The following is a 12274-nucleotide window of genomic DNA, read 5'->3' on the forward strand; positions in this document are numbered from 1 at the left end:
CATGACAGAAGGCCAATACATTTTAGCCCTGACGGTTCTCAAAAACCTGGAGAGTGAGTTTAGAAAATCCTACGAGACGCTGTCGGTCGCCGGTGCTAAACAGATTGCCGAGCTGGACCTGGTTCGGGCTGATGCTTATCAGAACGCGGTGAAGATTCTGGAAGAAGCAAAAAATAACGCAGCATTTAATTAGCTGCTCAGGCAGGTCCGTTCGTTAGACGGGGATACGTAAGCCCCACCTTCAATGGCAACAGACCTGTAGCTGACGCTCGCACATTCGCAATGAACCGCATGCAGATCGTGCCCTGGCGTCCATAATTTGGGCGCACCAGGGCACGATCTGCATGCGGTTTGAAGCACCCACAGGCTTATGGCCACGATGCCGGTCGGCACAGCGATGATGACGTAACCCAACATCAGGATTAGACTGGCAATTAACTTTCCCAATGTCGTGCCAGGCATAATGTCTCCGTAGCCCACGGTGGTAATGGGCCAGTAAATACTGACCGGTGTGCTTTCGAATCCATTGGTACGTCGCGTCCCTACGTACATCATAGCCCCCAGCATGAGTACCAGGGTGAAAATGGCTACGAAGATGACCGCAATCTTTGCCAGGCTTTCCTGTAAGGGGTTCGATAGAATACGGAACTGGCATCGCGAAGGCAAGCCAGTATCTAACAGCGTTCATACCAAGTACTGCTGGATACTGGCTCCGATTTTGCTATCTAGTTCAGATACAATCCGCAACTCACGTGACTTTGTTGTAAATAGGCAGGAACGGCTATTTCTGAACAGGCAACTGCGTGCTAACGGCAATGCGGTTCCAGGAATTAATCACCACTATTAAACTGATGATTTCGCCGATCGTCTGATCATCAAAAAAAGATCGCGCCTGGCTGTACGTTTCGTCCGATACACCATACTGATGAATGAGGGTAACCTCTTCTGTCAGCGCTAGTATAGCCTTCTCTTCGGGGGTAAATAGGCTGGTCTCTTTCCAGGCACTCAGCAGAAAGATACGTTGCGGCAGTTCACCAGCCTGCAAGGCTTCCTTCGTATGCATATTGAGGCAGAAAGCGCAAGAGTTAAGTTGCGAGGCCCTGATTGTGATCAGGTGCTTCTGGATGGAGGTGAGCGTTGAACTGGTGATGGCACCGGATAGATGATACATCGCTTTCCATACCCCGGGCAGTGTTTTTTCAATGTTTACGCGCTGTTGCATAGTCTTGTTTTTTGATGCAGCAAAGGTCGAAACAACGCGCAGCACATTTACTTAAACTGGTTTAAGAAGCACTCCGACCACGCAGTTCACTAAGGTATTCCGGCGTAAAGCCTAGGAAAGAAGCAAGCAGGTATTGCGGAATACGCTGCACAAACTCAGGATACCGACGGACGAATTGGTGGTAAAGCGCTTCTCGCGAGTAGCCATACAGTATCCTGATACGGAACTGAGCAGCGGCATGCGCCCGCTGATGCACTAGTCGAAAATAACGTTCCAGCTGCGGATAAGCCTGAAGCAGTTCTTCCTGCGCGCTGTGAGTCAGGCTGAGTATTTCGGAAGGTTCCACCGCCTGGATATAAAAGCCGGACGGGCTTTGGGCGGAGAACGAGGTATAATCGGCTAACCACCACCGCTCTAGAGCAAACTGTACGGTTTGCTCTACGCCTTTTTCATTGACAAAAAACATTCTCAGACAGCCCTGTACTACAAAGTAGTTGCTCCGGCATATGGTGCCTTCTGTGAGCAGATTCTGTTTTTTGTGCAGTACTACTGGCACAAAAAACCGCTCAATGCCTTCGTAGTTGGGCAAAGCGTTTTGAAGTAGCTTTTCGATATGGGCCTTTAAAATTGCAGACATAGGTAGTTCATAAGAAGCAAACTCAGTAAATCGAATCAAGTTAGCAAATCACATATTGACCTCCTTTGTTAAACCCGCTCTTTACGATAACCAATTATTTTTTAAGAGATACTGCTTCTCCAGCCCGTTCAGGTCTGTGTAGGTCGGCCTGTTCGAAGACAAAACGTAGCCTGCGCTTACAATTCCAAATAATACCACTTCTTGGCCAGGTCCAGATTACAGAGCGGCTGGATTGTTTAATCGGTTATTTAGTTGGCGTAACGGTACAAAATGCCCATTTCAGTGCTTGTAGCATCGTAGGTTGTATGCCAGTCAGATGATTCAGACCGGGTAAAATCGTGGATTGGATCTGTAGAGACGAGTAGTTCTTACTTTGTAAAGCCGATGCAAATTCTTGGGCGTCGTCAAGAAGGTTCTCATCTGTTTGACCCACTGACAACCAGACTTTCGTTGATAAGTCAGTATGCGAATGTGCATAATCCGGCAAGAGCTTTCGTACGATTACATTGTCATCAGCGAACAAGGATGGACTTCCAATCAGTATTTTCTGAAACAGATTGGGCTTAGATAGAAGAGCATACGAAGCGAATAATCCGCCATACGAGTACCCATACAGTACGCGATTTGGTTTTACGGGGTATCGTTTTTCAATAAAGGGTATTACTTCTTGCTCTATAAATTGCAGGAATTTAGGCCCACCGCCACCGCCACTTGACCCCCACTTAGTTGTAAATGCGGTTGGCGTATAATCGCGATCACGTTTGTTTCCCGGCTTGCCAATCATTGCTCCATCAGAAATGCCAATCAATATGGGTTCCTGATAGTTTTTTTCGCACTCTCCATGCAAAATACCTAAACAACTAATAGCCATAGGAAAAGCATCAAGCCCATCCAGGACATACAAGACATCGTATCGTTTAGTGGTATCATATTGATCCGGAAAGTGAACGAGTAACTGATACGTTTCTCCGTTGAGGACACGGGAGCGAACTGTTTGTATCTCGGTGTCGGGTAATGATACAGGCTGGTTAACTTGTGCTCTGACCGTTTCATTAGTACCTACCCAAGTCGTTACTAGGATAATTAAATTGAAAATTGATTTAGCAGATATGTTTCTCATAGACTTGAAGAGCTTTTGAAATCAACGTTGAGCTCCATCAAGCGTAATCAATATGTATACCACAAAAATAACAAATTCATTATCAATACTTTAACTTTAAAGCTCAACTTATAATGTCCATTTGCGGACTAATCTTGTCCGGACGCGCCCCTACAGATATGGGTACGAGCTTGACGTCAAGCTTGAAGCGCTTTTCCTTTCATTCCATATGCCAGCGCGACGAACACCAGCAGTAAGCTTACAGCGACGAAAGCCATGGATAGCGAGAAATGGTAAGCGATAAAGCCCAGCAAAGCCGGGCCGGTCAGTAGTCCCGTATAGCCAATTGTCGTAATAGCGGGGATACTCACCGTAGGGGATACACCGGGTAGTCTGCCCGCTTCGCTGAAAAATACGGGCACTACATTAGCCGCCCCCAGGCCCAGCAGCACAAAGCCTATTAGTACGCCAACTACCCCTGGACTTAAGACCGAAAGGGTCAATCCGGCGGCACCGATCAGGCTTCCACCAACGACCACCGTTTTCTCATTCAGGCGAGCGATTAGTTTGTCACCAGCTAATCGCATCGTCGCCATCGCAATTGAAAAGGCGGCATAGCCTACTCCGGCAAATTCAGGAGCGGCTCCTTTTGTCTCCCGCAGAAAGATAGCACTCCAGTCCAGGATCGCTCCTTCGGCCAGAAAAATAGCAAAGCACATTAAGCCCAGGAATAAGACACGGCCATTCAGCCAGCTCAACCGCTGATTGGCACTAGCTGGCTTTTGGTCCGTCGCCGAGAATTTGGCGATGGCCTGTTCTTCTATTTCCAACGGAAACAAATTTCTGTACTGGGTTAGGGTGATGAGAACCATCAAAGCGGCAATGCTGACAATGGCATAGACCGGGTTAAGCCCCAACTTTATCAGGAAGCCTAATCCCAGGGAGCCGAACAGGCACCCTACGCTAAACAGGCCGTGTAAGGACGACATAATAGGCCTTCCGTACAGATTCTGCACCTGTACCCCATGCGCATTCATAGCCACATCGATTGTACCAATGCAGGAACCGAACAGAAAGAGTGCTACAGCCATAGTTACGGTGGAAGAAAGAACAAGCAGAAGTGGCAGCACAAGCGCCATCAGCAGTGCTGCGCCAGCCATGACTATGCGGCTACCATAGCGACCCACCAGCCAACCTGAGGCTGGCATCATCAGCATGGACCCGCCACCCAATAAGAGCAGTAAGAGACCCAGATCGGCATCGTTCAAGGCCAGACGGTCTTTAGCCAGGGGAATCATCGGTGCCCAGCTCGACATGCCCAAACCACAAACCAGAAAAATCAATTGAGTGGCGGTGCGCGCTTTTATTACCTGCCCGGCTGCCATTGGTACTGCTAGATTCATATAGGAACGTATTAACTTTCAAGCCTGTCAGCGCAAGTTAGCCTTACCTGGCTGTCTTGTCGGCAAGTTACGGCTTGTCCATAAATGAGTTAATATCTATCTACAATTCCAAATAATACCGCTTCTTGGCCGGGGTCAGACTGTAAATGGCGTTACGTAGTGCTGGGCGGGGTAGCTGTCGGATGTGGTCATGCAGAAATTCTTCTAAGGCATCAAGATTGCGCTTGCCGACCTCCCGAAGCATCCAGCCCACAGCTTTGTCCACAAGGTCGTGCCGTTTGCGCTGCATAAACTGCTCGGCCAAGGCAAAGGTGTCGCCGAACTGTCTTTCGCGAATAAACGCCAGCGTAGCCACCATCGCCATGCGCTGTGTCCAGAAGTGGTCTTCTTCAGCTAATTCGTAAAGTATCGAGCGGTCGGTGTGCAGCAGATGCTCCCCTAAAATAGCCGGGCTGGACGAGTCCACAAGATCCCAGTTGTTAACGTAGCGCCGGTTGGCTACGTACCGGTCGGCCAGTTCCGCCCGACCAGGATTGGTGCGAATCGTCACGCCAGACCGGGTCACGCCAGACCGGGTCACGCCAGACCGGGCCTGATACACCCAGATTAACAGGCCTGTCATGCGACATTCGTGGTATGGGTCACGGACTAACTGCTCGGTTTCCTCAGGTGGCAGGTAGAGATATTGTTTGGCAACGGCATGCTGCTGCGGCATGGATAGGCCCAAGAACTGGTCGCCTTCCCCGTAATGACCGGGTTTAACCTGAAAAAAACGGGCTGCAAACGATGCCCGTTCGGGTTGCTCCAGCGAGAGCAACAGGTTCTTTACGTCGAGATAGGTCACGATATTTGTTCTACATGCATTGGGGGCGGTATGGGCCGTTCGGGCATAACACGTAACGTAAACTCATACGTAGGGAAACCATCGCCCAGTTTATGGTACGTGGCGCTGGGGTCAGTTCAAACGCAACCCGCTTTTGGTGAGCTTTGCTTTTACGTAAATTGATACGCCCACCAGATCAGTACGCCCTGCAAGGGTAACCGGGCCCAGCGCAACCAGACCGGAAATTTTCGAAACCGGCTGGACGTAGCCATGTACAAATTGGCCGGAAAAACGGCAATCAGTAACAAAATCAACCCCCAGGCCGATAATGAACGCGTGGCTGGAAACAGCAATCCAATTCCCAATGCAACCTCAGCGATACCACTTAACGTCACCATCAGGCTGTGCGCCGGTACATAGGGCGGCATAATTGCCAGGTACATTTTAGGGTTCAGAAAATGATTAATTCCGGCAGCCATGTAAACAATGGCTTGCAGATAAAGGCTCAGATTAGTCATAACCAGCGTTTGGTTGGCTACCTGTATCTGGCATAATCACTCGCTGCACAGATAGGCTACATGAATGAACCAAAAACGTATGTACATTGATTAAACCTTTGCTCTCTTCCGGTATCCAACAGCCATAAATTGATAAACCCTATGAGAGCGAACCGGGTGCTGATGGTCGTCATGACCTTATTTATATCCGCTGGGGCGTATGCCCAAACGCAGGGACCTGCCGGGAGACCCAAACCAACGCCAGAGCAACGCGAAGCACGCAAAGCCGAACGTCAGGCTAGACTGGCGCAGATGACACCCGCCGAACGGAAAGCGTTTAAACAATCCCACCGCGAACGGCTACAGGCCCGTCTGAACGGTATGACGCCCGAACAACGTACGCAGTTCATGGAGCGCAAACGGCAGCGGAAAGCGCTGAAGTCACAAGAAGGAAACTAAGTTAGTTGCGTTTGCCATTATCCTGCCGTAGCTACCCTGTGGCCTACAAAGTTGTAGGCCACTTTTTTTATTGAATTATGTGCCCAACAAACCCGGCTCCATTATCGAGGATGAGGCCACCCCGCCGAAATCCAAGTCCGCACCCGTCACCGGCGTAGAACACACCCGCCTGATACGTATTGCCTGCCGAATCCTGAAGGAACTCAACGTATTCCTGGTAAATTTTGGGGTACGCGCTGTATTCACCATCCACGGCCTGCCGCTCGCTGCCGTCAGCGTTCAGGATACGGACGTTGGCCCCTTCCCGACCGAACAGCACTTTCTCTACGCACGGCTTTCCGGCCAGCGGCTGTAAAGCCGTTTCGAGCAGAAGCGGATGATTTGGGTACAGTTCCCACAGGATTTTCAGGATATACTTCGACTGAAAAAGCAACGTGTAAGCCGGATTAAGCACAACGGCTAACCGCTTCCGTACGATTTCGGCCAGTATCTGCGTGAGTTCCGGTTCGTCTTCGGCGATCGACTCCCAGGGAACCAGCTTAAACCAGAAATCAAGTTTCTCGAACTGACCATTTTTGGAATTCTGCCAGAAAATACCCTCTTCCGCTGAAAACTCTACGTTATCAATAAAATCAAATTCTACCTCAAAACCAGCTTCCCGCGCGGCTTCGCCCAGTAATGCTACGTTCGCATCGTCCTCCGGGAAGTCGCGTATGGCCGATAAGAGTAAGGTCGGCTGCAAATCCGGGTTTACGGCCAGCAGTTCCTCAAACTGACTCGTCAGTGTTTCAAAGACGGCGTTAAACTGGTGACCTTCATCCAGCCCATTTGCCCGCAGGTGCGCGTACTGTACTACGGCGGTTTCGGGCAGGCAGGTTGCCGTATCGGCATTAAATTCGATCAATTTTATCGGTTTGCCGTTCAAGCCGCCTGCCAGATCGAATCGCCCGTATAGGTGAATGTGCCGGTCGTCGTCCCACGATTGCTTGATCAGTTCGACCAGATTGGTGGGTATGCCCAGTTCGGCAAAGCGATTTTGGTCGATCACGTGCTGCCCGGCGGCTACCAGCATTTCGTACAACTCGTTGGCCGCTTCGTAATATGCATCGGCTTCGGCCGGGCTGACGATCACCACTTCATTAGCCAGATAAGGCAGGGTATCCTGACCGAGCATCCAATCCCAGCCGAGATTCCGAAGTTGGGTATCAGGTGAGGTTGTAAGGGTTTTGAGCGAAATCATGTGGAAAAGAAAGTAGAGAGCGAGCGTTCGTATTCTTTTTGCAAAACAACTCTGCTTATGACCCGTATCACGTCTGTTTTGTTTGGACTGCTGTTTCTGCTGATAGCCGGTAAAACCGAGGCCCAATCGGCTCGCAATACCGCGCCTGTCCCTGTAATTTTTGATACGGACATGGGTCCCGACTACGATGATGTAGGAGCCATTACGTTGCTGCACGCCTTTGCCGACAGCGGGCGGGCGCAGATCCTGGCGACCATCGCCAGCACAAACTACCCGAACGTAACGCCGGTCCTGAGCGTGCTGAATACGTATTTTGGGCGGCCAAACTTACCCATCGGCGTACCAAAAGGCCCGGCCGTTTCCGACAAAGATGTGCAGCACTGGTCCGATACACTCGTAGCGCGGTATCCGCACAAGATTAAAGCGAACGATGACGTACCCGATGCCGTTGCCCTATACCGCCAGATTCTGGCCAGACAGCCCGATCGCAGCGTAACAGTCATAACGGTCGGGTTTATGACCAACCTGGCGAATCTGCTGGCATCTAAGCCCGATCAATATTCGAAGCTGTCGGGCAGAGACCTGGTCCGGCAGAAAGTAAAAAATCTGGTCAGCATGGCCGGAAAATTCCCGAATGGTCGGGAATATAACGTCTTCAAAGACACGCCTGCTTCCAAAGTTGTTTTCGCCGAATGGCCAACGCCGGTTGTCCTCAGCGGCTTCGAAATCGGCGAGAAGATTCACAGCGGTTTGCCTCTGACGCGAAATGCATCCATTCAGAACAGCCCGGTTAAGGATGTGTTTCGCATCTGCCTGCCCATGGCTGACGAAGATAAAGAGGGACGCATGAGCTGGGATCAAACGGCGGTACTCGTTGGCGTGAAAGGCTACGCACCGTATTATACGGTTAAATCGGGTCGGTTAACGCTGAACGCCGATGGCTCGAACGGTTGGGACGATGCGGGTAAAGGGCACCAGCATCTGGTGGTGAAGATGCCCATCACTCACGTTGAGCAGGAGATTAACGAGTTGATGCAGCACCAGCCCACAAAGCGAAAGTAGCACGTATTGCCCTTGTTTTGTGTTACGTAGGCAACCATGTCTACGCAACCGACCCAGCCCCTGATTTTATTCGACGGTGTCTGTAACCTCTGCAATGCTGCGGTTACGTTTGTTATTGAACGCGACCCAACGGCGTATTTTCGGTTCGCTTCCCTGCAATCGGACTTAGGTCAGGACGTATTACGTGGGCTCGGCCGATCAACCGGTGAGTTTGCTTCCTTTGTCGTCTGGGAAAATGGCCGCTTCTACGAGCAATCGACGGCTGCGTTACGGGTGGCCCGCCACTTGTCAGGAGCCTGGCCTTTTCTCTATGGATTTATCGTTATTCCCAAACCCATTCGGGACGCTTTATACAGCTTTATTGCCCATAACCGCTACCGCTGGTTCGGTAAACGCGATGCCTGCATGCTACCCACGCCAGAGTTGAAGACCCGTTTTCTGGCTTAATCAGACCGTAGCCATTTCCGGCTGGCCAGGCGCTAAACCGGCTTGCTTTACAAACGATGCCAGCAGCGCCTGATACGACGCGACCTGTTCCTGACTATACGAATCGGTCCAGCCCAGTTCGTTGGCCATCAACTCGACGACCTGGGGAGCGACCTGCGCCGTTAATCGCCAGTCAGCCAGTTCGAGCCGCCAGCGCCGGGCCAGTACGTCGCGAAGCATAACGGCCATCTCTTCGCGCACCTGATAGACGACTTCTGCGTTCAGAAATGGTTGATCAGCCGTTAGCCGCTGCGCCAATGCGGGTTGTTTCTGCGTTAGTTGCGCGACTCGCTCGGCACGACTGCCGTAGGTTCGCATGAGGTGCTGACAAACATCAGTGGGTAAGCCATAGCGATTTTGCAGCAGTAGCCAATCGTCAAACCGATACCCTTCGCCCCCAACCAGGTAGTGCTGTTCCGTGGAGCTTGGTACGTCGGTATCGAGTAAGTCCCCAGCCTGGTCAATTGCATCCTGGGCCATCAGTCGGTACGTTGTCCATTTACCGCCCAGTAAACTCAGCAAGCCGGAGGAAGGGTCATGTTCAACCTCATGGTCACGTAACAGCGTTTTGGTATTGGCCCGGCTACTCACAATTAACGGCCGAATGCCCCCAAAACCAGCCTGAATTTCGGTCCGAGTTGGCATTTTGGCCAGATAAGGCTGTAGGGTTTCGAGCAGATAATCGACCTCAGTGGGTTCCAGCATAGGTTCGCGTTTTAGATCGGCATAGTCGTCGTCGGTTGTTCCCACGAATACGTTATCCTCGAATGGGATGGCGAATACAACTCGTCCATCGGCGGTTTTCGGGATCAGTATGGCGCAGTCACTTTTCAGCGTTTCGCGCGGCAATACAATGTGAACGCCTTTGCTGGGCCGGATACGTCGCTCAAGTGTCGGGTTAGCCAGTAGTCGAATGTCATCCGCAAATGGTCCCGTACAGTTCAGAAACAGCTTGGCCCCAATGGAAAATGTCTCACCCGTAAGTTGATCCGCTGCGATGGCCCTTGTAAGCTTACCATTTGTCTGCTCAAATCCTTTTACGGTCAAATAGTTAACCACCGCAGTTCCGGCTTCATCGGCCGAATGAGCCAAAGCCAGGGCGTAACGAGCGTCGTTGAACTGACCATCGTAATATAGCACGGCACTGTGCATGCGGGTAGTCAGCGTCGGCATTTTGGCGAGGGCCTGCGCTTTACTGAGCCAGCGCCCCTTCGGAAATGCATCCTGACCCGCGAAGAATCCGTATAAGGTCAGGCCGATAGACATGTATAGGCCCTCAAAAGCGCTGAATACGGGGGTCAGTAGGGCCAGCGGATGCGCTAAGTGGGGAGCATTACGAATCACCGTCCGGCGCTCGGCCAGCCCGTGGCGTACCTGCCGAAGCTGAGCCAGATCCAGCTTTTTAATCGCCTGTTCGAGGTACCGCACCCCGCCGTGAATCAGCTTCGTTGATCGGGAAGACGTTTCTCCGGCGATATCACCCCGGTCAATCAGCGCCACCCGATACCCACGTAAGGTTGCATCTAAAGCCGCTCCGGCACCGCTCGCTCCGGCGCCTATTACACAAATGTCGAATTCCTCCTGCCGCAGCCGCTCCTGATTTTTTTCACGATTCATACACGAAGTTAAAGGTATTTTTTGTGCGGCACACACGGCAATATAACAGGGCCATCTCAATCGTACTGATTTGTGGATCAGGCCGGTTGACCTACCGCCCAGCTTAACGGTACGTATCGACCAACTTAGCCCGAGAAGCTGCGGCTACGGCCACCGAAGAACCCGCTTCGTCCGCTCGACGGACGAACGGTACGGGTTACGCGGGAAGACCGGACATTTTCCCGAACCTGGCTCGACCGCTCGTACAGACCTGAGTTTGCGTAAACGCCCGATCCATACCGGCGCTCGTAATCACGATACTGTGGAGCTGTCGACCGACCGATCATATAGCCCAGTCCACCCCACAGTAACGCATTAGCCAATCCGTTGTGATGATGAGAGCCGTACGCAGCCGGATTATCGAGATAGGTCCGGGTCGATTGGTCCGTCTCAACGAGTCGTTTGGCGGCTTCAACACTCAACGTATCCCGGTGGCCATCAAAGTAGCTAACAATCGCCCCCGCCTTATCAGGCTCGGCCTCGACTTCATCGGTAATCTTGAAATTGCCGGGCGCGGTTTCGGTGATATAAGTCCGAACACCCCGCTTGAACTGCGTTTCGGTCTGTTCGGCTTCCTCCCCGGAGTTGTTACTGCAACTCTGAAGTATAGCCGCGCCGTTAAGCAAAGCCAGGCTTAAGGTAGTACTGAGCGTAATGTCTTTAACGCGTCGGAGGACGGCGTGTCGGCGAAGCGGTGTCATAGTCTGAATCAACGATAGTTAACTACTAAACTACGCGGTTGCCGGAAGGGTTGCAAACAGAAGCGGATGAGTTGTCGCCCGAGCCAGTGAGCGGTTGCTAGAATGGACGGTTACCGTTACCGAATAAAATGGATACGCCCGCCGACACACCGAGAACGCTAACAATGCGGTCGCTGCTGTACTGCGAACTTTCGGAACGCCCGTTGCTGCTCCAAGCCGTAGAGGTCAAGTTACTGAACTGAAATTGCGAACGGGTATAATCGCTGTTCAGATGCAGGGAGAAACTCCGGCCCAATCGGTAGCGAACAGCCAGCCCCCCCCCGAACGCCGTCGCCGTACTTTGCGATCCGGTGGTTTTAACCCCCATCTCAACCCGACCAAAATTACCGTTCATCGCCGTATTTGGCAGCACCGCCGTAGCCTGACCAGCCAGTAGGCGGGCATCGACCGTAAACCGGCCAAAGGGCAGGCTCATATACGGCCCGCCCATAAATGTAGTAACCGACCAGTTATCCGCTTTCGCCGTCCAGACATCCGTCTCGCTTCGGTATAGGTTATCTACCATACGCTGGGTTTGCACCGTATTCTGATGCTGCTCGGCCCTGACCATCAAGCCTACCGGCCCCACGAGCCGGTAACCGGCTGCCAGACTCAGAACGATACCCCGGCCAGCCATACCCGCCTGCTCGTCCGTTGGTGAAGAACTCGCAAATCGGCCAACCGGTACACTAGCTCCAGCCGAAACGGCAAAGAATCCTTTTTTATCCTGATGGGACAAAATGAATGTCTTTTGGCAATACGAAGCGGTCGTCATACCAGCCGCCAGCACGGTTACGAGGAGCTTTTTCATGGCGTACTTGATTGTTGCTTAACGCGAATAAGGTTACAGCCCTACGCAATCAAATACGATGCCATGATTACTTTTAATGAGCAGATTTACGAAAAAGTAAATTAGTGATTAACATATACAAGCATATCAAACCCCGTTT

The 12274-nt window shown here is 51.7% G+C and carries 15 protein-coding genes; 4 read left to right on the forward strand and 11 right to left on the reverse strand.

Annotated features, from left to right (window positions below):
• Nucleotide 1: 1 nt before the first annotated feature.
• Entirely contained in the window at nucleotides 2-193 is a 192-nt protein-coding gene (locus ACYVBJ_RS21105) for a hypothetical protein (RefSeq protein WP_460977388.1), read from the forward strand.
• Here the strand turns inward: ACYVBJ_RS21105 and ACYVBJ_RS21110 are convergent.
• From ACYVBJ_RS21110 to ACYVBJ_RS21140, 7 genes are all read right to left on the reverse strand, one after another.
• On the reverse strand, nucleotides 190-666 hold the full coding sequence (locus ACYVBJ_RS21110) for a potassium channel family protein (RefSeq protein WP_460984286.1): 477 nt from the start codon (nucleotides 664-666) through the stop codon (nucleotides 190-192). The two genes, ACYVBJ_RS21105 and ACYVBJ_RS21110, sit on opposite strands and share 4 nt — an antisense overlap.
• A 115-nt stretch (nucleotides 667-781) precedes the next feature.
• The gene (locus tag ACYVBJ_RS21115; RefSeq protein WP_460984287.1) at nucleotides 782-1222 is read right to left on the reverse strand and encodes a carboxymuconolactone decarboxylase family protein; all 441 of its coding nucleotides are present in this window, start codon (nucleotides 1220-1222) and stop codon (nucleotides 782-784) included.
• Between the two features lie 61 nt (nucleotides 1223-1283).
• On the reverse strand, nucleotides 1284-1859 hold the full coding sequence (locus tag ACYVBJ_RS21120) for a Crp/Fnr family transcriptional regulator (RefSeq protein ID WP_460984288.1): 576 nt from the start codon (nucleotides 1857-1859) through the stop codon (nucleotides 1284-1286).
• A 244-nt stretch (nucleotides 1860-2103) separates the two neighbouring features.
• Nucleotides 2104-2979, reverse strand: coding sequence for an alpha/beta hydrolase (locus ACYVBJ_RS21125; RefSeq protein ID WP_460984289.1), 876 nt, complete (start codon nucleotides 2977-2979; stop codon nucleotides 2104-2106).
• A 176-nt stretch (nucleotides 2980-3155) separates the two neighbouring features.
• Nucleotides 3156-4361 (reverse strand): MFS transporter, encoded by a 1206-nt coding sequence (locus tag ACYVBJ_RS21130; protein WP_460984290.1) that lies wholly within the window; start codon nucleotides 4359-4361, stop codon nucleotides 3156-3158.
• Between the two features lie 100 nt (nucleotides 4362-4461).
• Complete coding sequence (locus tag ACYVBJ_RS21135; protein ID WP_460984291.1) at nucleotides 4462-5205, reverse strand: DNA alkylation repair protein; 744 nt, start codon at nucleotides 5203-5205, stop codon at nucleotides 4462-4464.
• 149 nt (nucleotides 5206-5354) lie between these two features.
• Nucleotides 5355-5702, reverse strand: a complete 348-nt coding sequence (locus ACYVBJ_RS21140; RefSeq protein WP_460984292.1) for a DoxX family protein — start codon at nucleotides 5700-5702, stop codon at nucleotides 5355-5357.
• Nucleotides 5703-5843: 141 nt separating this feature from the next.
• Here ACYVBJ_RS21140 and ACYVBJ_RS21145 point away from each other — a divergent pair, with 141 nt between their 5' ends.
• Complete coding sequence (locus tag ACYVBJ_RS21145) at nucleotides 5844-6140, forward strand: hypothetical protein (protein WP_460984293.1); 297 nt, start codon at nucleotides 5844-5846, stop codon at nucleotides 6138-6140.
• 67 nt (nucleotides 6141-6207) lie between these two features.
• Here ACYVBJ_RS21145 and ACYVBJ_RS21150 read toward each other — a convergent pair whose 3' ends face one another.
• Entirely contained in the window at nucleotides 6208-7380 is a 1173-nt protein-coding gene (locus tag ACYVBJ_RS21150; RefSeq protein ID WP_460984294.1) for a glutathionylspermidine synthase family protein, read from the reverse strand.
• A gap of 57 nt (nucleotides 7381-7437) precedes the next feature.
• Here ACYVBJ_RS21150 and ACYVBJ_RS21155 point away from each other — a divergent pair, with 57 nt between their 5' ends.
• Entirely contained in the window at nucleotides 7438-8442 is a 1005-nt protein-coding gene (locus ACYVBJ_RS21155) for a nucleoside hydrolase (RefSeq protein ID WP_460984295.1), read from the forward strand.
• A 36-nt stretch (nucleotides 8443-8478) separates the two neighbouring features.
• Nucleotides 8479-8889, forward strand: coding sequence for a thiol-disulfide oxidoreductase DCC family protein (locus ACYVBJ_RS21160; protein ID WP_460984296.1), 411 nt, complete (start codon nucleotides 8479-8481; stop codon nucleotides 8887-8889).
• Here ACYVBJ_RS21160 and ACYVBJ_RS21165 read toward each other — a convergent pair whose 3' ends face one another.
• The 3 genes from ACYVBJ_RS21165 to ACYVBJ_RS21175 all read right to left on the reverse strand — a co-directional run bounded on the left by ACYVBJ_RS21165 (nucleotide 8890) and on the right by ACYVBJ_RS21175 (nucleotide 12135).
• Nucleotides 8890-10545, reverse strand: coding sequence for a glycerol-3-phosphate dehydrogenase/oxidase (locus ACYVBJ_RS21165; protein ID WP_460984297.1), 1656 nt, complete (start codon nucleotides 10543-10545; stop codon nucleotides 8890-8892).
• Between the two features lie 125 nt (nucleotides 10546-10670).
• Nucleotides 10671-11285 (reverse strand): hypothetical protein, encoded by a 615-nt coding sequence (locus tag ACYVBJ_RS21170; protein ID WP_460984298.1) that lies wholly within the window; start codon nucleotides 11283-11285, stop codon nucleotides 10671-10673.
• Nucleotides 11286-11382: 97 nt separating this feature from the next.
• The gene (locus tag ACYVBJ_RS21175) at nucleotides 11383-12135 is read right to left on the reverse strand and encodes a hypothetical protein (RefSeq protein ID WP_460984299.1); all 753 of its coding nucleotides are present in this window, start codon (nucleotides 12133-12135) and stop codon (nucleotides 11383-11385) included.
• Nucleotides 12136-12274: the final 139 nt, after the last annotated feature.

The sequence above is a fragment of the Spirosoma fluminis genome, assembly GCF_054778895.1.

Excerpts from the sequence above, each read along its gene's own strand:
- ACYVBJ_RS21105 (WP_460977388.1), top strand. The coding sequence starts at position 2 with ATGACAGAAGGCCAATACATTTTAGCCCTGACGGTTCTCAAAAACCTG.
- ACYVBJ_RS21115 (WP_460984287.1), bottom strand. The coding sequence starts at position 1,222 with ATGCAACAGCGCGTAAACATTGAAAAAACACTGCCCGGGGTATGGAAA.
- ACYVBJ_RS21120 (WP_460984288.1), bottom strand. The coding sequence starts at position 1,859 with ATGTCTGCAATTTTAAAGGCCCATATCGAAAAGCTACTTCAAAACGCT.
- ACYVBJ_RS21125 (WP_460984289.1), bottom strand. The coding sequence starts at position 2,979 with ATGAGAAACATATCTGCTAAATCAATTTTCAATTTAATTATCCTAGTA.
- ACYVBJ_RS21130 (WP_460984290.1), bottom strand. The coding sequence starts at position 4,361 with ATGAATCTAGCAGTACCAATGGCAGCCGGGCAGGTAATAAAAGCGCGC.
- ACYVBJ_RS21140 (WP_460984292.1), bottom strand. The coding sequence starts at position 5,702 with ATGACTAATCTGAGCCTTTATCTGCAAGCCATTGTTTACATGGCTGCC.
- ACYVBJ_RS21145 (WP_460984293.1), top strand. The coding sequence starts at position 5,844 with ATGAGAGCGAACCGGGTGCTGATGGTCGTCATGACCTTATTTATATCC.
- ACYVBJ_RS21150 (WP_460984294.1), bottom strand. The coding sequence starts at position 7,380 with ATGATTTCGCTCAAAACCCTTACAACCTCACCTGATACCCAACTTCGG.
- ACYVBJ_RS21155 (WP_460984295.1), top strand. The coding sequence starts at position 7,438 with ATGACCCGTATCACGTCTGTTTTGTTTGGACTGCTGTTTCTGCTGATA.
- ACYVBJ_RS21160 (WP_460984296.1), top strand. The coding sequence starts at position 8,479 with ATGTCTACGCAACCGACCCAGCCCCTGATTTTATTCGACGGTGTCTGT.
- ACYVBJ_RS21165 (WP_460984297.1), bottom strand. The coding sequence starts at position 10,545 with ATGAATCGTGAAAAAAATCAGGAGCGGCTGCGGCAGGAGGAATTCGAC.
- ACYVBJ_RS21170 (WP_460984298.1), bottom strand. The coding sequence starts at position 11,285 with ATGACACCGCTTCGCCGACACGCCGTCCTCCGACGCGTTAAAGACATT.
- ACYVBJ_RS21175 (WP_460984299.1), bottom strand. The coding sequence starts at position 12,135 with ATGAAAAAGCTCCTCGTAACCGTGCTGGCGGCTGGTATGACGACCGCT.